General features: G+C 67.1%; 17 protein-coding genes and 1 tRNA gene. 10 read left to right on the forward strand and 8 right to left on the reverse strand.

The features are described 5' to 3' along the window. Window positions 1–216: 216 nt before the first annotated feature. Window positions 217–678, reverse strand: a complete 462-nt coding sequence (locus tag A7B18_RS16465) for an acyl-CoA thioesterase (RefSeq protein ID WP_245872931.1) — start codon at window positions 676–678, stop codon at window positions 217–219. After that, a complete protein-coding gene (locus A7B18_RS16470) occupies window positions 675–1,004 on the reverse strand; it encodes a 4a-hydroxytetrahydrobiopterin dehydratase (protein WP_102127794.1) in 330 nt (109 codons plus the stop codon). The genes A7B18_RS16465 and A7B18_RS16470 overlap by 4 nt, the downstream gene beginning before the upstream one ends. Before the next feature lie 273 nt (window positions 1,005–1,277). Between A7B18_RS16470 and A7B18_RS16475 the strand changes: the two genes are divergently transcribed. The 6 genes from A7B18_RS16475 (at window position 1,278) to A7B18_RS16500 (ending at window position 9,991) form a co-directional block, all read left to right on the forward strand. Next, on the forward strand, window positions 1,278–1,967 hold the full coding sequence (locus tag A7B18_RS16475) for a hypothetical protein (protein ID WP_102127795.1): 690 nt from the start codon (window positions 1,278–1,280) through the stop codon (window positions 1,965–1,967). Window positions 1,968–2,099: 132 nt separating this feature from the next. Beyond that, window positions 2,100–4,655 carry a DNA mismatch repair protein MutS gene (gene mutS / locus A7B18_RS16480; RefSeq protein ID WP_102127796.1) on the forward strand — a complete coding sequence of 852 codons (2,556 nt, stop codon included), beginning with the start codon at window positions 2,100–2,102 and terminating at the stop codon, window positions 4,653–4,655. Further along, a complete protein-coding gene (gene mutL, locus A7B18_RS16485) occupies window positions 4,652–6,313 on the forward strand; it encodes a DNA mismatch repair endonuclease MutL (protein WP_102127797.1) in 1,662 nt (553 codons plus the stop codon). Before mutS ends, mutL begins: the two co-directional genes overlap by 4 nt. 119 nt (window positions 6,314–6,432) lie before the next feature. Beyond that, complete coding sequence (gene gltX, locus A7B18_RS16490) at window positions 6,433–7,872, forward strand: glutamate--tRNA ligase (protein WP_102127823.1); 1,440 nt, start codon at window positions 6,433–6,435, stop codon at window positions 7,870–7,872. A 513-nt stretch (window positions 7,873–8,385) separates the two neighbouring features. Then, window positions 8,386–8,805 carry a cobalamin B12-binding domain-containing protein gene (locus tag A7B18_RS16495; RefSeq protein WP_102127798.1) on the forward strand — a complete coding sequence of 140 codons (420 nt, stop codon included), beginning with the start codon at window positions 8,386–8,388 and terminating at the stop codon, window positions 8,803–8,805. Between the two features lies 1 nt (window position 8,806). Then, window positions 8,807–9,991 (forward strand): MFS transporter, encoded by a 1,185-nt coding sequence (locus tag A7B18_RS16500; protein ID WP_180970203.1) that lies wholly within the window; start codon window positions 8,807–8,809, stop codon window positions 9,989–9,991. Between the two features lie 79 nt (window positions 9,992–10,070). Here the strand turns inward: A7B18_RS16500 and A7B18_RS16505 are convergent, their stop codons facing one another. Beyond that, window positions 10,071–10,865 carry an MHYT domain-containing protein gene (locus A7B18_RS16505; protein ID WP_102127799.1) on the reverse strand — a complete coding sequence of 265 codons (795 nt, stop codon included), beginning with the start codon at window positions 10,863–10,865 and terminating at the stop codon, window positions 10,071–10,073. Window positions 10,866–11,023: 158 nt separating this feature from the next. Then, window positions 11,024–11,113 (reverse strand) — tRNA-Ser (locus A7B18_RS16510). A gap of 184 nt (window positions 11,114–11,297) precedes the next feature. Between A7B18_RS16510 and A7B18_RS16515 the strand changes: the two genes are divergently transcribed. Next, window positions 11,298–11,573 carry a hypothetical protein gene (locus A7B18_RS16515; protein WP_102127800.1) on the forward strand — a complete coding sequence of 92 codons (276 nt, stop codon included), beginning with the start codon at window positions 11,298–11,300 and terminating at the stop codon, window positions 11,571–11,573. Between the two features lie 233 nt (window positions 11,574–11,806). Here the strand turns inward: A7B18_RS16515 and A7B18_RS21550 are convergent, their stop codons facing one another. The 4 genes from A7B18_RS21550 to A7B18_RS16540 all read right to left on the reverse strand — a co-directional run bounded on the left by A7B18_RS21550 (window position 11,807) and on the right by A7B18_RS16540 (window position 16,462). Further along, window positions 11,807–13,666: an AAA family ATPase gene (locus A7B18_RS21550; RefSeq protein WP_146009568.1), complete on the reverse strand. Its 1,860-nt coding sequence runs from the start codon at window positions 13,664–13,666 to the stop codon at window positions 11,807–11,809. Between the two features lie 75 nt (window positions 13,667–13,741). Further along, on the reverse strand, window positions 13,742–14,293 hold the full coding sequence (locus tag A7B18_RS16530) for a DUF402 domain-containing protein (protein WP_102127801.1): 552 nt from the start codon (window positions 14,291–14,293) through the stop codon (window positions 13,742–13,744). Beyond that, entirely contained in the window at window positions 14,290–14,874 is a 585-nt protein-coding gene (gene purN / locus A7B18_RS16535) for a phosphoribosylglycinamide formyltransferase (RefSeq protein ID WP_102127802.1), read from the reverse strand. The genes A7B18_RS16530 and purN overlap by 4 nt, the downstream gene beginning before the upstream one ends. 208 nt (window positions 14,875–15,082) lie before the next feature. After that, complete coding sequence (locus A7B18_RS16540; RefSeq protein WP_102127803.1) at window positions 15,083–16,462, reverse strand: dipeptidase; 1,380 nt, start codon at window positions 16,460–16,462, stop codon at window positions 15,083–15,085. A 327-nt stretch (window positions 16,463–16,789) separates the two neighbouring features. On the opposite strand from A7B18_RS16540, the gene hspR reads away from it, so the two are divergent. The 3 genes from hspR to A7B18_RS16555 are packed head-to-tail and all read left to right on the forward strand — an operon-like array spanning window position 16,790 to window position 18,781. Beyond that, window positions 16,790–17,581: a heat shock protein transcriptional repressor HspR, fused homodimer type gene (gene hspR, locus A7B18_RS16545; RefSeq protein ID WP_102127804.1), complete on the forward strand. Its 792-nt coding sequence runs from the start codon at window positions 16,790–16,792 to the stop codon at window positions 17,579–17,581. Beyond that, the gene (locus A7B18_RS16550; RefSeq protein ID WP_102127805.1) at window positions 17,544–17,960 is read left to right on the forward strand and encodes an NUDIX domain-containing protein; all 417 of its coding nucleotides are present in this window, start codon (window positions 17,544–17,546) and stop codon (window positions 17,958–17,960) included. The genes hspR and A7B18_RS16550 overlap by 38 nt, the downstream gene beginning before the upstream one ends. Next, on the forward strand, window positions 17,957–18,781 hold the full coding sequence (locus A7B18_RS16555) for a metallophosphoesterase (RefSeq protein WP_102127806.1): 825 nt from the start codon (window positions 17,957–17,959) through the stop codon (window positions 18,779–18,781). The genes A7B18_RS16550 and A7B18_RS16555 overlap by 4 nt, the downstream gene beginning before the upstream one ends. Window positions 18,782–18,787: the final 6 nt, after the last annotated feature.

The raw sequence follows: 18,787 nt of genomic DNA on the forward strand, positions 1-18,787 counted from the left end.
GGAGCGTTGCCATCCTGAGCGCGAGCGTTGGGCCTCCCGCCACCCTTGGGAGGCCTCGCAGCTTTTCGAGTCAGTATGCCCACCTCTTTTTCGTCGAATGCCCCAAAGCGTTTGACACAAGGATGCGGTCATGTTGAGTGCAACGAAGCCTCCCGACGTCGCGTGCGAGACCCTTCGCTGACGCTCGGGGCGACAGGTCTTTTTCTGTCCACGGCTCTAGAACCCGAAGGCTCGCACGACCTCCGCCGGAGTCCGCTTAGGCCTCCCGCTGCCCGGGTCCACCCACACCCACTCGGTCTCGCACTCGGCGAGGCGGGTCTCCTGCCCGTCCTCGCCGAGGCGGTCGAGGGCGTAGGCGCGCACGCTCCGCACGCCCCCCGTCACGGTGAGCGCCGTGCGGACGCGCACCCGGTCCCCCAGGTACGCCGGGCGGTGGTAGACGATGGTGTGCTGCCGGGCGACGGGCACGGCCCCCAGGGCGATCAGGGCGTCCGTGCCCATCCCCAGCCGCAGGGCGTGGGCGCGGGCCACGCCTTCGCACCACGCGAGGTACACCGTGTTGTTGACGTGGTGGAGGTCGTCGAGGTCGCCGGGGCCCACCGTGACCTCCATCTCGTGCCGCCGGGCGTGCGGGAGCGAGTCCCACAGCACGTCCGCGTCCGGAATCTGGAGCCTCAAGGCTGGCCCGCCTCCGCCAGCCGGTCGACGGCGTGTGCCCCCTCGATGTCGAGGCCCGTCACGCCGCCCGCGTCGTAGGTGAAGTAGTTGACCCGCACCCGGCGGTAGGAGAGCCGGATGTCGGGGTGGTGCCCCTGCTCCTCGGCCAGCGCCGCCACCCGCACCACGAAGTCCACCCCCGCCTGGTACGTCTCGAAGGTGAAGTCGCGGTAGAGCTTGCCGTCGTCGCCCCACCAGCCCCGGGGCTTGAGGTCCTGCACGTCGCCGTCGGTCAGCTTGCGGTCCCGGTCGAAGGCCATGCGCGCGTCGTAGGGGTGGTAACTCATGCGGCCATGCTACGGGAGGGGGCGGGGGAGGGGGGGGGGGGGGGACGCGGTCGAAGCGTTCCGCCTTCTACGCGGAGCGGGGCTGGAGCACGGCTTAACGCAAGCTTAAGGTTGGCGGCGTCTCGGTTTTTCACGTCATATCTGCAACCTGGGATGGAGTAGAGCTTGTACCGTGAGCGGCGTATGAAAAAGGTTCCTGTTCTGCTGATGGTCGGTTCCGCCCTCCTGCTTGCGTCCTGTGACCGTAACAAGGCTCCTGCCGCCGTGGATGGCGTGTCCGGCACCGTTCTGGAGGGGGAATATCAGGTAGGAACGAACGACACGGCCACCTTGGTCACGTCATCCTGGAAGGGTGGCGCCGGTTCGGTCGTCGCCAGGCTCTCCAATGAGATCGGAACCGAGGTGGCGAGGACGGCCCTGACCGCCGACGGCAAGTTCAGCCTGACCCTGCCCCGTCCCACCGATGCCCAGCTCACCGCACTCGACCCGGGGGACCTGGGAGACCCGGCAGAAGCCTCCTGCCAGGGTACCGTCACAGTCAGCGACCGGGCCGCGCGTGGGACCGGGCTGGTGCTCAGCGTGGACGCGGATCAGGACGGCCTGATCAACCCGGAGACCGGAACAAGCAGCGTCAACGGCGACATTGTCGTGGGCACGTCCGCCTCGGGCGCCCTGATCTACGTGGACCGCGCCGTCACGATCAAGGGCACCCAGACCTGCACCGATAGCGGCCTGGCGGTGACCAGCGACGTGAACATGCCGCTAAGTCAGGGCTGGAACAAGGTCACGGTGACGACCAGACTGGAGATCAATCTCCAGACGGAGTCGGTCAAGGGCACGTTCACGATCCGCAGCGGTAGCTTCCCCACTGACAACTGGATCTACGTGAAGGAGAACTCCGCCGCTCCCCTGAGTGTCCAACGCCTGAACACCCTCAAGCGCTCTTTCTCCCTCTTCCGCTAACCTCCGCTTCCCAAGCCGCCCTGCCTCCCGCGCGGGGCGGTTTCCCTTGGCCCTCTGCCCGCCTGCGTGCCCGCGCCCCAATTGCGACCGCTGTTCCGCCGTGAACAGAACGGCGTGAGATATTCTCCATCCATGCCGGTGGGTGTGCCGCAGAGCGTGTTGAAGGGGACGGGATCGGGGGTGTTGCCGCCGATGCTCGAACAGTACGTGGCGCTGCGCGACAAGCACCCCGAGTTCCTCCTCCTGTTTCAGGTCGGGGACTTCTACGAGACCTTCGGGGAAGACGCCGAGCGCGCCTCCCGGCTGCTGCGCATCGCGCTGACGCACAAGAGCAGCCGGGACTTCTCGACCCCGATGGCGGGCGTGCCCGTGCGGGCGCTTGACCACAACGTCGAGCGGCTCCTCGCGGCGGGCGTGCGGGTGGCCGTCGCCGACCAGATCGAAGAACCGGGCTCGGGCCTGGTGGACCGCAAGGTGACGCAACTGCTGACGCCCGGCACCGTGACCGAGGAGCGGCACCTCACCGCCGACGAGAACTACCTCGCGGCGGTGGCGACCGGGGACGGCTACGCCCTCGCGCTCCTCGACGTGTCCACGGGCGAGTTCCGCTGCGCCGCCTTCCATACCCGCACCGCCCTCTACGACGAACTCGCCCGGCACCGGGCCCGCGAGGTGCTCCTCGCGCCGGAGCTGTCGGGGAACCCCGCGCTCCTCGCCGACTTCCAGACGCGCTTTCCGGTCATGCTCTCGCCCGCCAACTTCGACGAGGAGGCGACCCGGGCGGAGTTGAAGGAGACGCTGGGCGAGGTGCCCGGCTCGCTGACGAGCGCGGCCCTGGTGCGGGCGTGCGGGGCGGTGCTCGGGTACGCCCGCGTGACCCAGCAGGGGCGGCTGGAGATGGTGCGCCGGGTGGTGCGCTTCGAGCCCGGCGCCCACATGCGGCTGCCCGACGCGGCGGTGCGGGCGCTGGAGGTCTTCCAGGCGCAAGCTCCCCAGGGCATGACCCTGATGGACGTGCTGGGCGAGACCCGCACGGCGGGCGGACGGCGGCGGCTGCGGGCGTGGCTGCGCGCGCCCCTCCTCGACGAACTCAGCATCCGGGCGCGGCTCGACGCCGTGGAGACGCTGACCCGCGCCGCCGACCTGCGGGGGGCGCTGCGGGCGCTGCTCTACCGGGCGCACGACCTCGAACGCCTCGCCGCCCGCGTCTCCACCCAGCGGGCCACCCCGCGCGAGGTCGCTTCTCTGGCCCGCACCCTCGACCTGCTGCCCGAGGCGTCGCGGCTGCTAGAGGCGCAAGACGGCCTCCTCGGCGGCATTCGCGCCCGGCTGGGGGCTCTGCCCGACGTGGTGACGCTCATCCGCGCCGCGCTCGTGGACGACCCGCCCATCCGCATCGGGGACGGCGGGCTGATCCGCGACGGCTTTCACGCCGAACTCGACGGGTTCCGGAGCGAGGCGCTCGGGCACCGCGCCTGGCTCGCCGAGCTGGAGACGACCGAGCGGGCCCGCACGGGCATCGGCAGCCTGAAGGTGGGCTTCAATAACGTCTTCGGCTACTACCTGGAGGTGAGCGGCCCGAACCTCAGCAAGGTCCCCGCCGACTACCGTCAGATTGCCACCCTCAAGGACCGCGCCCGCTTCACCCGCCCCGACCTGCGCGAGCGTGAGCGCGAGATCGCCCGGCTGGAAACGGCGGCACAGCGGCTGGAGGTGGAGGTCTTCACCGACCTGCGCGCGGGCCTCGCCGCCCACGCGGACGCGTTGGCGGAGGCGGCGGGCGCGGTCGCCGAACTCGACGTAATTGCCGCCCTTGCGGAAATCGCCGTTGAGCGCGGCTGGGTGCGGCCCCAGACGGTCGCGGGAACGGAGGCGCGGCTGGTGCAGGCCCGCCACCCCGTCGTCGAGCGGGCGACCGGGGGACGCTTCGTGCCGAACGACGCGCACCTGAACGACAACCGGCACACCCTCCTCCTGACCGGGCCGAACATGGCGGGCAAGAGCACGTACCTGCGCACGGTCGCTCTTTGCGCCCTCCTGCATCAGGTCGGCTCCTTCGTGCCCGCCGACCACGCCGAACTGCCCGTGTACGACGCCATCCACACCCGCATCGGGGCGAGCGACGACCTCGCGGGTGGGCGCAGCACCTTCATGGTCGAGATGAGCGAGCTGGCGGGTATCCTCCACGGGGCCACCCACCGCAGCCTCGTCATCCTCGACGAGGTGGGGCGCGGCACCTCCACCCTCGACGGCCTCGCCATCGCCCAGGCGGCCCTCGAACACCTGCACGCCACCCGGGCGCACACCTTGTTTGCCACCCACTATTTCGAGCTGACCCGGCTGGAGGCCGACCACCCCGGCCTCGTCAACCTCCACGTCGCCGCCGAGGAGGACGCGGACGCCGGGGGCCTCACCTTCTACCATCAGGTCATCCCCGGCGCGGCCCGGCAGTCTTACGGGGTGGAGGTCGCGCGGCTGGCGGGCTTGCCCGCGCCCGTGACGACCCGCGCGGCCCGGCTGCTCACTGCCCTGAACACCGGGGGCGACGACCGCAAGCTCACCCGTGAACTCGCCACCCTCGACCTCAGCCGCCTGACGCCGATGCAGGCTCTGGAGATTCTGCACACCTGGCAGCGGGAGGCGCAACGGGCCGCCGAGGGCGAGGAGAAGGAGGTCAGGAGCCTGTGACCATCCGTGTCCTCCCCCCCCACGTCGCCCGGCTGATCGCCGCGGGCGAGGTCGTCTCCCGCCCGCTCGACGTGGTGCGCGAACTCGTGGAGAACGCGCTCGACGCGGGGGCCACGCGCGTCGAGGTCGAGGTGGAGGGGGGCGGCCTCCTGCTGACGCGGGTGCGGGACAACGGGGCGGGCATTCCGGCGGACGCGGTCTCTCTCGCGCCCGTGCGGCACGCGACGAGCAAGCTGGAGCCGGAGGCGGGGGCGGTCGAGCGCGTGACGACGCTGGGCTTTCGGGGCGAGGCCCTGTGGGCGGCGGCGCAGGCGGGGGACCTCCATCTGGTGACGCGCCCGGCGGCGCAGGTCGGCGCGGCGGAGGTGTTCGCCTCGGGCGAGGACGTGACTGTGCGCCGCACCTCCGCCCCGGCGGGGACGACGGTGACGGTGCGGGATCTCTTCGCCCGTCTGCCCGCCCGGCTGCGCACCCAGGCCCCGGCGGCGGTCGAGGCGCGCGAGATCACGGCGCTCGTGGGGCGCTACGTCCTGCACCACCCCGGCCTCCACTGGCGGCTGACGGTGGACGGGGAGCCCCGCCTCACCCACGCGCCCGCCGACCACCGGGGCGCGGTGGCGAGCGTGTACGGGCCGCTGAGCGCGAACCGGGTGTTGCGGGTGGATACCCCCGGTGTGTGCGGCGTCGTCTCCCGACCCGAACTCACCCGCGCCCGCCGCGACCGGATGCACTTCAGCATCAACGGTCGGCCCGTGCTGGCCCCGCCCGAGCTGGAACGGGCCGTGATCGAAGGCTTCGCCGAACTCATCCCCTCGGGCGTCGCGCCGCTGTGCGTTCTCGACCTCCGCATCGCCCCCGAGGACCACAACCCGAACGTCCACCCGGCCAAGCAGGTCGTCGCCCTCGCCGATCTCCCCGGCGTGGCGGCCCGGGTGCGGGAGGCGGTGACGGCGGCCCTGGCCGCGCATCCCCTCGCCCGGAGCGCGCCCAGCCTGATCGCTCCGTCCGAGCCGCAGGCCGCGCCCACCCGGGGCAACTTCCCAGAACTCACGCTCGTCGGTGTCTATCAGGAGCTGTACCTCCTCGCCCAGGGGGAGGGCGACCTGTGGGTCGTGGACGCACACGCGGCGCACGAACGCGCCCTCTACGAGCACTTCACCCGCGCGCTGGGCTCGGCGCCGCCCGTCGAACTCCCCGAACCCGAGCTGCTGCACCTGACACCCGAGCAGGTCGCCCGGTTGCACGAGCGTGGGGCCGAGTTGCGCGCCTGGGGACTCGTGATCGAGGACTTCGGGGCGGGCCTGGCGCGGCTGCGGGCCCTCCCCGCCGTCCTCGCCGCGCTGCCCGTGCCCCGGCTGCACGAGGAGATCGTGGAGGCCGCGCTGGGCGAGAATCCCGATTCCCGCCGTCACGTCCTCGCCCGGCTCGCCTGCCTGCCCGCGCTCAAGGCCGGGATGCTCGACGGAAACAGGGGAGAGGTCGTGCTGGCCTCCCTGAGCATCTGCGAGCAGCCCTGGTCGTGCCCGCACGGTCGGCCCACCACCCTGCGCCTCAGCGAGCGCGACCTCGCCCACGCCTTCGGGCGGCGGGGGGTGCGGGACGTGGCGCGGGGGCGGGACACGGGGAACGGGCAGCGGGTGGGGCCGTTCAGGGAGTAGGAAGAGGGGAGCGGTTGCGAGGTCTGGGAGGGGAACCCGGATGGTCGGTCCGCATGGCTGACGATGGCGGGACCCTCACCCGCGTCACGGCTCCCCGCGCTCCCCCTATCCTGTCCCCCATGCCTGTCGTCACCCGCATCGCCCCCAGCCCCACCGGAGACCCGCATGTGGGCACCGCCTACATCGGCCTGTTCAACTTCGCGCTCGCCCACCAAGCGCGCGACCGGGGCGAGAAGGGCAAGTTCATCCTCCGCATCGAGGACACCGACCGCAACCGCTACGTGCCCGACTCGGAACGCCGCATCTTCCAGATGATGCAGTGGCTCGGCCTGACCCCCGACGAGAGCCCCCTCCAGGGCGGCCCGAACGGTCCCTACCGCCAGAGCGAGCGCAACGACATCTACGGCGAATATGCGCGGCGGCTGGTCGAGTCCGGCCACGCCTACTACGCCTTCGAGACGCCCGAGGAACTCGCCGCCCTGCGCGAGGAGGCCCAGAAGGAAGGCCGCGTGATCGCCGTCCCCAGCCGCGACCTCGACCCGGTGGAGGCGCAAGGGAGGGTGGACGTGGGCGAGGCTGCCGTCATCCGCCTCAAGGTCCCGCGCGAGGGCGAGACGGTCGTGCACGACGCCCTGCGCCAGCCCATCGTCTTTCAGAACCGCGAGATCGACGACAAGGTGCTCCTCAAGGCCGACGGTTATCCCACCTATCACCTCGCCAACGTAGTGGACGACCGCCTGATGGGTGTCACCCACGTCATCCGCGCCGAGGAGTGGATCACCTCCACCCCCATCCACGTCCTGCTTTACGAGGCATTCGGCTGGCCGCGGCCCGTCTTCGCGCATATGCCCCTGCTGCGCAACGCCGACAAGTCCAAGATCAGCAAACGCAAGAACCCCACCTCCGTCGAGTGGTACATGGATCAGGGCTTCCTCCCCGAGGCCATGCTCAACTTCCTCGCCACGATGGGCTGGACCCACCCGGAGGGCCAGGAAATCTTCGACCTTGCCGAGTTCCAGCGCGTCTTCCGCCTGGAGGACGTGACGCTGGGCGGCCCCGTCTTCAGCCTCGACAAATTGAAGTGGATGAACGGCAAGTACCTGCGGGAAGTGCTGAGCGAGGAGGAGGTGGCGAAGCGGCTGCACGCTTACCTCGCCTCCCAGAAGCACGACCTCCCCGAAGACGATTACTTCCGCGCCGTCGTCCGCATGATGATTCCGCGCATGGACGTATTCTCGGAGTTCCTGGAGAAGACGCCCTACTTCTGGTCCGAGGACTACCCGGTGAACGAGAAGGCGCAGGGGCTCATCGAGGAGGGCCGCCCCTTCCTGAATGACCTCGCCGCCCGCCTGAAAAACCTCCCTACCTTCGACCAGGCCAACACCGAGGCCGGCCTGCGCTCTTTTGCGTCTGAGTTGGGCCTCAAGCCCGGCAAGGTGATGCAGCCCCTGCGCGCCGCCATCGCCGGGACGAGCGAGAGCCCCGGCATGTTCGAGATGTTGGAGGCGCTGGGAAGGGAGCGCGTGGTGGCGCGGGTGGAGCGGGCGGCACGGGGGTAAGGCTCCAAAGTCCCTCCCCCTTGAGGGGGGAGGTTAGGAGGGGGTGAACGGGCACGGGGTACCAGGGCCAATGGGAAGGGTGAAGTCATCTTCCTTGCGTTGTCGCCGGTCACACGCCCCCTCACCCCGGCCCTCTCCCACGAGGGGAGAGGGAGAACTGCGCTGCTTTTGCTCTCTAAAAACCGTCACCCTGGGCGACCTATAGAAGCAAGCCCAGCGGACGGTCCAGGCCACCACCACGCCTTGCTCGCGTAGCGAGACGGTGGGCAGACCAGACGGGCCGCAACAAGATCAAACCTTGCCAGCGGACGGCCCAGCCGTGTCGGCCAAGCCCACCTGAACCTGCCGAGCGCAGCGACCACTCCCCCTGCCCCCCCTGGGGGTAGGGGGCTGGGGGGTGGGGGCAAACCGGAGCAAGTTGCCCGGCCCCAAGACCCCACCAGAACACCTCTCTGCCCTCCGCCCGCCCCACCCCGTACAATGCCCCCAAACGACCGTTAGGAGGCAGGAAAGATGGAAGACCGCCGGATTCGGGTGCTGATCGCCAAACCGGGCATGGACGGCCACGACCGGGGCGCGAAGGTGGTGGCGCGCGCACTGCGGGACGCGGGAATGGAAGTGATCTACACCGGCCTGCGCCAGACCGCCGAGATGATCGTGAACGCTGCCGTTCAGGAGGACGTGGACGCCATCGGCCTGAGCGTGCTCTCGGGCGCCCACATGCACTACTTCCGCGAGGTGGTGGGGCTGTTGCGCGAGCGCGGCGCCGACGACATCCTCGTCTTCGGGGGCGGCATCATTCCCGATCAGGACTTGCCGAAGCTGGCGGAGCTGGGCGTTGGAAAGGTCTTCACCCCGGGTGCCAGCACCGAGGACGCCGCCGAATACCTGAAGGCCGCCGTCGCGCAGCGGTGGGCCTCGCAGGGTGCCTGACGTGAGCGAACCCGCCCGCGCCGAGACTCCGGCCCTCGCCCCCACCTTCTCGCTCGGGCGGCTCCTGCCCCTCTACCTGGCCCAGGCTCTCGCCACGGGGGCCACGACCGTCAGCACCATCCTCGCCTCGCTGGTGATGAGCAACCTGGGGCGTGAGAGCCTGTCGGGGCTGCCGAGCACGCTGATCTCCGCGTCGGCGGCCCTCTCGGCGGGGCTGTTCGGAGCGCTGATGCTGCGTTCGGGGCGGCGGGTGGGGTTGGGCGCGGCCTTCTCGCTGGGGGCGGGGGGGGCGGTGCTGGGCTTCCTGGGGGCCAGGGCGGCCCTCACGCCCGTCTTCCTGCTGGGGGCGGCGCTGATGGGCGCGGCGCAGGGCGGCTACCAGCAGGCCCGCTACGCCGCCGCCGAGAGCGTGCCCGAACAGAGGCGCGGCACGGCCCTGGGTGCCCTGATGCTGATGAGCGTCCTGGGCTCTTTTCTGATGACCGGCTTCTCCGGCGGCGTGGAGACCCTGGGAGAGCGTCTGGGCACCTCCGCCGAGGTCGCCGGGTGGCTCGTCGGCGGGGGGCTGCTGGGGGTGGCGGCCCTTCTGATCCTCGCCTGGACGCCCGCACGGGCTCCCGCACAGGTCGCGGCGAAGGTTCCGACCTCCGTCCGCGCCGCCTTCGGGGTGCCCGGCGTCCGCTCGACCGCTCTCGCGCTCGCCACCGCGCAGGGGCTGATGGTCACGCTGATGAGCCTGACCCCGCTGCGGGCGCACCACATGGGGGTGGATCACACGGGCGTGGCCGCGCTGATCTCCGGGCACATCGCGGGCATGTTCGCCTTCGGGTGGCTGACCGGCCCCCTGATCGACCGGCTGGGCGTGCGCTTCGGGTACGTGGGCGGCTCCATCCTCCTCGTGCTCGCCGCGCTCAGCGCCACGTTGCCCGGGGCCGCGTGGCTGGGCGTGTCCATGTTCGTCCTGGGGCTGGGGTGGAACCTCGCCTTCGTCTCCGGCAGCAAGGCCCTCGCCCGCCACCCCGCCGCGCAGGGCGTGACCGACGGCCTGGGCTACGTCGCCGCCGGGGCCGGAACCCTGATCGGCGGTCTGGTGATCGCCCACGCAGGCTTTCCCGTCCTCGCCCACGTTTGCGCCGTGCTGGCGCTGCTGCCGCTCGTGAGCGCGTGGAGGGTGGGTCGGCGGTAGCGGGGCCAGGGGTCAAAGCAAAGGGCGAGGGCCGCACTCCCGGGTGGGAAGGCAGCCCTCGCCTGGTGCGGTGGGCGGGTCAACTTGCCGGGGTAGGCTCCAGCACGGCGTCCATCAGGAGCTTGGTTCCCGTCACGCTGAGGAGCACGATGGACAGCACGCTGATGCCCAGGGCCAGGAACTCGGTGTCCAGGCCGCCCGTGTTGCGGTAGAGCAAGTTGCCGTCCACCACGTTCAGGTGCCAGGCCGCCATGCCGGTGTAGTGCATGGACACGATGGCCCCGCCCATGACCAGCCCCGCCGCCACCTTGAGCCCCGTCAGGGCCGCGCCGGAGAGCTTGCGCGCCCACGTGCTCGATACGAGGCGGAAGAGGTAGAACGCCGCCATGCTCGCCCCGACGGCGATGAGGACCGAGAGGACGAGGGGCACCGGGCGCACGGAGACGGCGGTGCCCGGCACCTGGAAGGCGAACATCCCCAGGTAGTGCATGAACACGATCCCGCTTCCGGCGACCAGCCCCGCCAGCAGCAGGCGGGCAAGGCGCAGCGGGCCCCCGTGCAGGATCAGCAGCGCCGGGTACATCAGGCCAATCGCCAGTACCCCCGACAGAACCGTCAGCGGCAGGTTGTAGGTGACGGTCGCCGAGACCTGATAGGCGAGCATCCCGACGAAGTGCATGGCCCAGATGCCGTACCCCAGCAGGGCGGCCTGCGCGAGCAGCCACGCCCGGCCCCGGTGCCCCTCGGCGGAGCGCTGGCCCGCGCGGGTGGCGACCTCCAGCGACACGTACGACGCCAGCGTGGCGATGACATACGACAAGACGACGTAAAAAACGCTCCAGCTATGCGACAGGGCTTGGTGCGTGTGGTCCATTCCTGGCCTCCTCTTTCTCGCCCCCACCGGAGCGGCTAGGCCGAGGGTAACCCCGACGGACACACGCGCCTCTTACAACGCCGGGGCCAGAGACCCGATGAACCATCCCAAAAGAACATGCCTGTGGTGTCCGGGCAGACACGCACAGGCACGGGCTTTGGCGGAACGGGAGAGATTCGAACTCTCGGTACGGTTGCCCGTACACACGCTTTCCAGGCGTGCCCCTTCAACCACTCGGGCACCGTTCCAGCGCAGAGCAATCTAGCGGAGGAAGGCGGGAAAATCAAACGGGCGCGGAGGGGGGGTGTCGGAAGCCGCCGCGTGTGCCGGAGGGCCGACCGTTCAGGCCAGCCGCGCCGGGACCGTTCGGCGCGTCTTTCGCCAGCATTTAACCGGGAAAGGGCACGTCGGGCTGGTCCCTATAGTGGGCAGATGGAAAACCTTCAGAAGCAGGTGCAGCGTTGGAAGATCATCGCTTTCGCCGGGCTCGCCTTCGGCGGCGGGATGTTCGTGCAGCAGTACGGCAACGCCAGCGCGCAGCGCGGGGCCGCCGCTCAGGTCGTGCGGCTGGACACCAGCAACTGCACCTTCGGTGTGGTGACGGGCAGCTCGCCCCGGCAGGTGCCCAACGGTGCTCTGCTCATGCAGGCTGTGCAGCAGGGGAGCAGCGCGGCCAATACGGCGTGGATTTATAACGTCTGCCGGTAGATCGCTGGGTAGGCAAAGCGGGGTCGAGAACGGAAGGGGAGATTGAAGAACGGCGCGGATGGTCATTGTAACCATCCGCGCCGTGCTGTCTTCAAGTGTGCCCACCTGTTGTTGCCCCTATACATGCTTTCCAGGCGTGCTTTTTCAACCACTCGGGCACCGTTCCAGCGGTGGACAGAGTAGCGGAGGAAGGGGGGAGCGCAAGGGGCGTCTTAGGAGGTAGAGCGTAGGAGTTAGATAGCTGGCTTTTGATTAATAATTCTCTTTATTAGTTCAACAATTTCACTAAAAACGTGTGGCTTATGCTTGACAAGCCAATCCGTTAAACTCAAAGAATGTGTCGTCTTTCTATACTCCTCGCGTCCTTCTGAGATTTGTGAAAACATAGACGACAATAATTTCGCAGCATCAACTCGATCTTTATATTCGTCGTTGCTGAGAGACGGTTTTTGATTGAAGTTCTTTATGTACCTCGCCCCATTGCTTTCAACCCATCCATTTAAAAAATCTTTAGTTACGTCCAAATCTATGAAGCCTTGCAGTGACATCATTAATTCCAATATAGCATCGAGGTCAAGCAAGTAATTCTCAAACTGCCTTTTTCCTATAAAATGTATTCTACCGTCGGATGCATTACTCAACTCCCTCATTTGTTGCTTCGTCTTTTCCTCCCTATCGAAAATGAAGCCAATCGGAATAGGTAGAAGCGCGTTGCTAGTCGTCAATTTTCTATATATTAGCGACACCAAACCGGCGTTCTTTTTGTTGCCGAAATCGTCAGTGTGAGCCACCGCAGCTATCGTTGTCCCTTCTAATAATGCATTATCCGATGCACCTAAGATAATTTTGAAGGCTTCCTCTTCAGTTGCTCCTTCCACCCATATAACTGAATCGGCGCCAAAAACATCAGAAAAACGAGCCCCTACTTCCAGCATACTCCTTCTTAAGCCACTCACGTCCCGATTTTTTAAAGTTTCGATCTGGCTTTGAGGTCTTTCCCATTTGACGAGATGAAGCATAGAGGGCTCGACTATTTTGATTATATCTGCTGAATGAGTAGTAATAATGTATTGATGTTGTGGATATAATTTTATTATTTCAAGCAGTTTCCTTGCCGCGCCAGGGTGCAAAAAATTTGTTGGCTCATCAATAACTATTACCTTTGAGATATAAGAGGTCAAAACTACATAAAGGATTGCAAGTACTTGACCAACCCCCGTACCACTTGCAGAGAGAGGAATTGATAAATCTTCTCGCTCAAGCTCTGGGTCTTCAATCCACGTTACTATTTCTAGCATTCCACCTTGAAGTTTAGAGGCCCGGACTCTAACGTCTGTTATCGACGGGAAAATCAGCTTAACGTAGTTTACCAGCTTTAAATATCGTACAGGATTGTTACCAGAAAGATTTGAAAGAACTTCAGGTAGATTGCTCGCATTATTTGCCAATACTGTTTGGCTACCAAAGGGCGAGTCGCTCACATTCAAGCGTTCTGCTTTGAATATATAAACTCTATTAAAAAGAGAGGGTAGTATCGCTGAAGTTATATCATCAGAATCACTTATTGAATATTTATTGGTATCAGCCAAACTAATAGATCCATCGTGTGGATTTACTTGTATTCTTGCTCCTTGTATACCGATACTTCCGGGCACTGCTTCATAACCGTGATGTCTAAGAATATCCACGGGCACGATGCGCGCATCCGAGACATCAAACTCTAAATCTATAAACTCCTTAGACACTAGTTGTTCATAAACGTCCAAACCGGTAAATCTAGCATTGTTAGTTGGGAGAGCTATATAAAACTGTGCTCCTCTATGTTGCCCTTCCACTACATCTCTTAATTCGGTCCCGGTAATTCTTAGCGAGGCCCTCAAAGATGATTTCGTCACGGGAGGAATATTTGGATTCGGAATGGAGACGGTACTCCTATGAGGAATGTTCTGTATATTGAACCCCAGAGTTTCTAACAGCGCTGTTTTACCAGCATTGTTTTGACCCACAATAATATTAAAACCCTCACTGAACTCGATCTCTCCTGAGTCGAGAAAACTTTTATAGTTGTACACGCGCACAGAATTTATTTTCATATATAAGTATACTAAACTAAAGTTTGAAGAAGGTGGCGTTGAGATGCCATTTCAGTTTAACGTTGGGTATAAAGTTCACGTATACGGGTCCTCCAAATACCGCCTCAGCACCCCCAGCGGCCCGTACGTTCCCGCTCTCAACTCCTCCTCCACCTTTCGCGCGTGGGTCCAGGCGGCCTCGGCGAGTTCCGGCGTCACCCCCCCGGCCCGCACCGCCTCCTCCAGCTCGTCGGCGTCGATGACGTGCGTCTCGGTCACCCGCCAGCCGGGCTGCCAGTCGGCTATCACGTCGAGGTAGAGGTCGTCGTGCCAGGGCAGACCGTCTTCGCCCAGCCCTTCACCCGCGTGGATGTCCACGTACAGTTGCTCGGGCCCCCCGGAAGGGTTGAGCATGACGGTCAGCGAATCACCCATGACGCCCTCGCCTCCGCCCGTCGGGTGGACACGCACCCAGCGGTAGCCCTGATCGAGAATGCGGATGGTGCGTTCCCCGAAAGGCACGTCCTTCGTGTTCACGACCTCGTAGGCGGTGAAGTCCACGATGACGAAGCCGGGAATGTAGGTGACCGTGTGCGTCCCCCGGGCCACACGCGGCCAGAGGCGGAGGTCGAAGACTTTGCGCTTCAAGCCGAGCCCACCGCCATCCCTTGCAGGGCGCGCAGCAGCAGTTCGCCCTCGGTCGCCTGCACCCGCGAGCGCAACGTCTCCACCGTGTCGCCGGGCCGCACGTCCACCCGCGACTGCGCCAGCACCGGCCCCTCGTCGATCCCCGCCGTGACGAGGTGAACGCTCGCCCCCGTCACGGCCTCCCCCGAGGCAAGAACCGCCGCGTGAACCCGGTCCCCGTACATGCCCCGCCCGCCGTGTCTCGGCAGCAGGCTGGGGTGGACGTTGAGCAGCCGCCCGGCGTAGGCCCCCAGCACGCGCGGCCCCAGTTCCCGCATGTACCCGCTCAGCACCACCGTATCCGCCCCCGCCCCCCGCAGGAAACCCAGGATCGCCCTGTCCAGCGCCTCCGGGTCCGGGTGCGTCGCCGTACTCAAGTGTGCGGTTTGAAGCCCCGCCTCCCGCGCCCATCCCAGCGCTGCCGAAGCGCTGTTGTTGCTGATCATCGCCACGGGCGTGGCAGCCAGCCGCCCGTCCCGGCACGCCCCCACCAGGAACCGCGCCGCGCTGCCGCCGTGGGAGGCGAGGAAGGCGAGGTTCACGGGTGGCGCTCCGCGCCGTCAGTGGGCAGTGGTGAGTGGTGAGTGGGAAAAGAGGGGGCCCACTCTGCTGGCGCACTCGGCACGACAAAGCTTGTCACCCTGAGCAAAGCGAAGGGTCCCCGGCATGGAAGGCGAGATGCTTTGCCGTGCTCAGCATGACAGCGTGTTTTTGCCCCGTCCACTAACCACTGCCCACTCACCACTACCCTCACTCCCCCAATTCCTGAAGCAGATACGCGCTCGTCAGAATCCCGTTGTGGTAATCCTCCAGCGCGAAGCTCTCGTTGGGCGAGTGCGGGGCGTCCTCGTTCAGCCCGAAATCCACGAGAAGGACGGGCGCACCCAGCAGTCGGCGGAAGTCGGCGACGATGGGGATGGAGCCCCCCGTGCGCGCGAAGGCGGCGGGCCTGCCGTACACCCTTTGCAGCGCCCGGTCGGCGGCCTTGATATACGGCGAGTCGAGGTCCACCTTCACGGGCTGGCCGCCGTGCAGGGCCCTCACCTCCACCTTCACCCCTTTGGGTGCGATGGTCGGCACGTACTCCTGCACCAGACGGGTGATGCGCTCAGGGTCCTGCCCGGGCACGAGGCGCATGGACACCTTGGCCCCGGCCTTCGCCGCGATCACCGTCTTGCTGCCCTCGCCCTGGTAGCCGCCCCAGATACCGTTCACGTCGAGGGTGGGCCGCGCCCACAGCCGCTCCAGGGTGGAGTACCCCTCCTCGCCGGGCAGGGCGGGCACGCCGATGGAGGCCGCGAACTCCTCGTCCGAGTGGGGGAGGCGGGCCCACATCTCGCGCTCCCCTTGGGTCAGCTCCTCCACCCCGTCGTAGAAGCCGGGAATGGTCACGCGCCCGTGTTCGTCCTTGAGCCCCGAGATGATCTCTGCCAGCGCGTTGATCGGGTTGGGCGCCGCCCCACCGTACGAGCCCGAGTGCAGGTCCCGGTTCGCCCCCTGCACGAGGATTTCCACGTAACTCAGCCCGCGCAGGCCGTAGGTCACGGTGGGCACGTCGGGCGCGAAGCGCGAGCCGTCGGAGATCAGGATCACGTCTGAGCGCAACTCGTCCGCGTGCGCCCCCAGGTAGGCGGCGAGGCTGGGGCTGCCGACCTCCTCCTCGCCCTCCAGGAGAAACTTGACGTTGACGGGCAACTCGCCCTGCGAGAGCAGGAGTTCGGCGCCCCGCACGTGCGCGTACGCCTGTCCCTTGTCGTCGGTGCTGCCCCGCGCGTAGATGCGCCCGTCCCTCACCGTGGGCTCGAAGGGCGGCGAGGTCCACTCCTCCACGGGCGCCTCGGGCTGCACGTCGTAGTGACCGTAGATCAACACCGTCGGCTTGCCCGGCGCCCTCAGCCGCTCGGCGTACACGACCGGGTGTCCGACCTTCCCGCCGTGCTCGGTGGCGTCCACCCGCGCCGCGAAGCCCAGGCTCTCCAGCTTGGCGCGCAGGAACTCGGCGGCCCGGTGCATGTCCTCCGCGTGCGTGGGGTCCGCACTCACGCTGGGAATCCGCAGCAGCTCGAACAGCTCCCGCTCGGCCTCCTCACGGTTCAGCAGGGCGGCGAGGTCCGTCTGGGATGTGGTCATGCCGGGATGATAGCGGCGGGGGTGGGGTGGGGGTGGGCAGAGGAGGGAAGCAGGCAGAGGTGGCGCTTTGAGCTCCTCCCCCTTGAGGGGAGAGGCTGGGACTCGCAGAGCTGCGCAGCAGCGGGGGTGAACCGCAGCGGCGTCCCAAGGCCACTGGAAGGGAGAAGCCATCTTCTCAGCGGCGGGCCTGGTCACACGCCCCCTCACCCGTTGCTTCGCAACGCCCTCTCCCGCAAGGGGAGAGGGAGCAAAACACCCACGGACCCCCGCTCAACGTCACCTTTCCCCACCTTCAAAAACCTTGCGGCGACTATACTCAAGCAAGGTATGGCCGCCGACTCCAAGCACCGCCCCGTGTACGTGATCTCGGTCGCGGCGGAACTCGTGGATATGCACCCGCAGACGTTGCGGCTGTATGAACGCAAGGGCCTGATTCGTCCCGGGCGCAGCAGCGGCAAGACGCGGCTGTACTCCGAGCGCGACATCGAGCACCTGCGCGAGATTCGCCGGCTGACTCAGGAACTCGGCGTCAACCTCGCCGGGGTCGAGGAGGTTATGCGGCTCCAGCACGAACTCGACGACCTCCAGGGTGAGTTCGAGGCCGAGATCGAACGCATCGAGGACGAGCTGCGCGTCCGGGCCTCCCAGCCGCAGGCCCTGCCTGCCCCGGACGGCAAGGCGGACCCCAGGGACCGCCCGGTGTACGTGATCTCCATCGCGGCGGAACTCGTGGACATGCACCCGCAGACGTTGCGGCTGTACGAGCGCAAGCAACTGATTCGCCCGGGCCGATCCAGCGGCAAGACACGGCTGTACTCCGAGCGCGACATCGAGCACCTGCGCGAAATCCGGCGGCTGACTCAGGAACTCGGCGTCAACCTCGCCGGGGTTGAGGAAATCATGCGCCTGCGCCACCAGCTCGACGCCTCGCGCTCGCACATGGAGGGCAACGTGCGCCGCCTCCAGCAGGACATTACCGAGCGGATGACGACGTGGCGGACGCTGCCTGCCCCCGAGCAGGCCGGAGAGCCGGAAGACGGGCAGAACGCGGACGACTCGGGTGAGATAGAGGAGCCGGAACGTGCGGCAGCAGGTCGGCGCGGGCGTCGCGGTCCTTGACGGGCGGGCCGGGGTCCTGCTCGTGCGCCGGGGCGACGATGGCCGCTGGGACCTCCCCGGCGGCGCGGTGAACGTGGGCGAGGAGGTGGAGGCTGCCGCCCGCCGTGAGGTGCAGGAGGAGACGGGTCTGACCCCGGGCCCCCTCAGCCTGCTCGGCGTCTTCAGCGGGGCGCGGCACCGCCACACTTATCCGGAGGGCAACGTCGTCGCCTGGGTCACCGTCCTTGACACCGCGTCCTCTCTAGGCGGGGTGCCGCGCGCAGGAGACGATGCCGCCGAGGTCGCCTGGTGGTCCCTCGCGGCCCTGCCGACGGACGTGAGTGAGGCGACCCGCGCTTACTTCGACGCCCTATCTGCCCAAGTCGGGGAGACGGCATGAGTCACCCCACCGACCTGTGGGTGGTCGGCGACGTTCACGGTGAGTGTGGCAAGCTGCGGACCCTCTTGCAGGGGGCGGACCTCATCTGCGCGGACGGCACCTGGACGGGTGGGGAGGCGCACCTCGCCTTTCTGGGTGACTACCTCGACCGGGGACCGGACGGCCTCGGCGTCGTGCGGCTGGTTCGCAGGCTGGAGGAGGAGGCGCCGCGTTCGGGCGGGCGCGTGACGGCCCTGCTCGGCAACCACGAGGTGATGTTCCTCGCCGCCGAGCACTTCCGCCGGGCCGACCCGGGGGACCGCTTCGGCTTTCAGGAGTACTGGGAGGCCAACGGCGGTCAGGTGCGGGACGCCGAGGGCCTCCACCCGGGCGACCTCGCCTGGCTCGCCGCGCGGCCTGCCCTCGCCCGGGTGGGCCGCTGGCTGCTCCTGCACGCCGACAGCCCGATGTACCTGCATCTGGGCGGCAGCGTGGAGGCCGTGAACGCCCGCGTCGCCGCCCTGCTGGCGAGCCACAGCCCCGAGGTCTGGGGCGGCTTCGCCAACGCCTTCGCCGACCGCCTCGCGTTCGTGGCTCCGGACGGAGAGGAGACGGCGCGCAGGCTCCTGGGCACCTTCGGGGGCGACCGCCTCGCCCACGGGCACACGCCCGTCTTCGTGCTCCTCGACGAGGACGGGCCGGACGAGGGGCTGCCCGCCGTGTACGCCGGGGGCCGGTGCGTGGCGCTCGACAGCGGCATGGCGTACCGGAAGGACGCGGGCTTCATCGCCCGGCTGGATGGCCGGGGCGTGGCCGAGGTCGTGGTCCTCTCGCAGGGCTGAGCCAAG

Source organism: Deinococcus planocerae, from assembly GCF_002869765.1.
Taxonomy (GTDB): Bacteria; Deinococcota; Deinococci; order Deinococcales; family Deinococcaceae; genus Deinococcus; species Deinococcus planocerae.

What these genes read in the sequence shown, in the direction of transcription:
- A7B18_RS16470 (WP_102127794.1), bottom strand. Translation starts at nt 1,004, where the DNA reads ATGAGTTACCACCCCTACGACGCGCGCATGGCCTTCGACCGGGACCGC.
- mutS (WP_102127796.1), top strand. Translation starts at nt 2,100, where the DNA reads ATGCCGGTGGGTGTGCCGCAGAGCGTGTTGAAGGGGACGGGATCGGGG.
- gltX (WP_102127823.1), top strand. Translation starts at nt 6,433, where the DNA reads ATGCCTGTCGTCACCCGCATCGCCCCCAGCCCCACCGGAGACCCGCAT.
- A7B18_RS16495 (WP_102127798.1), top strand. Translation starts at nt 8,386, where the DNA reads ATGGAAGACCGCCGGATTCGGGTGCTGATCGCCAAACCGGGCATGGAC.
- A7B18_RS16505 (WP_102127799.1), bottom strand. Translation starts at nt 10,865, where the DNA reads ATGGACCACACGCACCAAGCCCTGTCGCATAGCTGGAGCGTTTTTTAC.
- A7B18_RS16515 (WP_102127800.1), top strand. Translation starts at nt 11,298, where the DNA reads ATGGAAAACCTTCAGAAGCAGGTGCAGCGTTGGAAGATCATCGCTTTC.
- A7B18_RS21550 (WP_146009568.1), bottom strand. Translation starts at nt 13,666, where the DNA reads ATGAAAATAAATTCTGTGCGCGTGTACAACTATAAAAGTTTTCTCGAC.
- A7B18_RS16540 (WP_102127803.1), bottom strand. Translation starts at nt 16,462, where the DNA reads ATGACCACATCCCAGACGGACCTCGCCGCCCTGCTGAACCGTGAGGAG.
- hspR (WP_102127804.1), top strand. Translation starts at nt 16,790, where the DNA reads ATGGCCGCCGACTCCAAGCACCGCCCCGTGTACGTGATCTCGGTCGCG.
- A7B18_RS16555 (WP_102127806.1), top strand. Translation starts at nt 17,957, where the DNA reads ATGAGTCACCCCACCGACCTGTGGGTGGTCGGCGACGTTCACGGTGAG.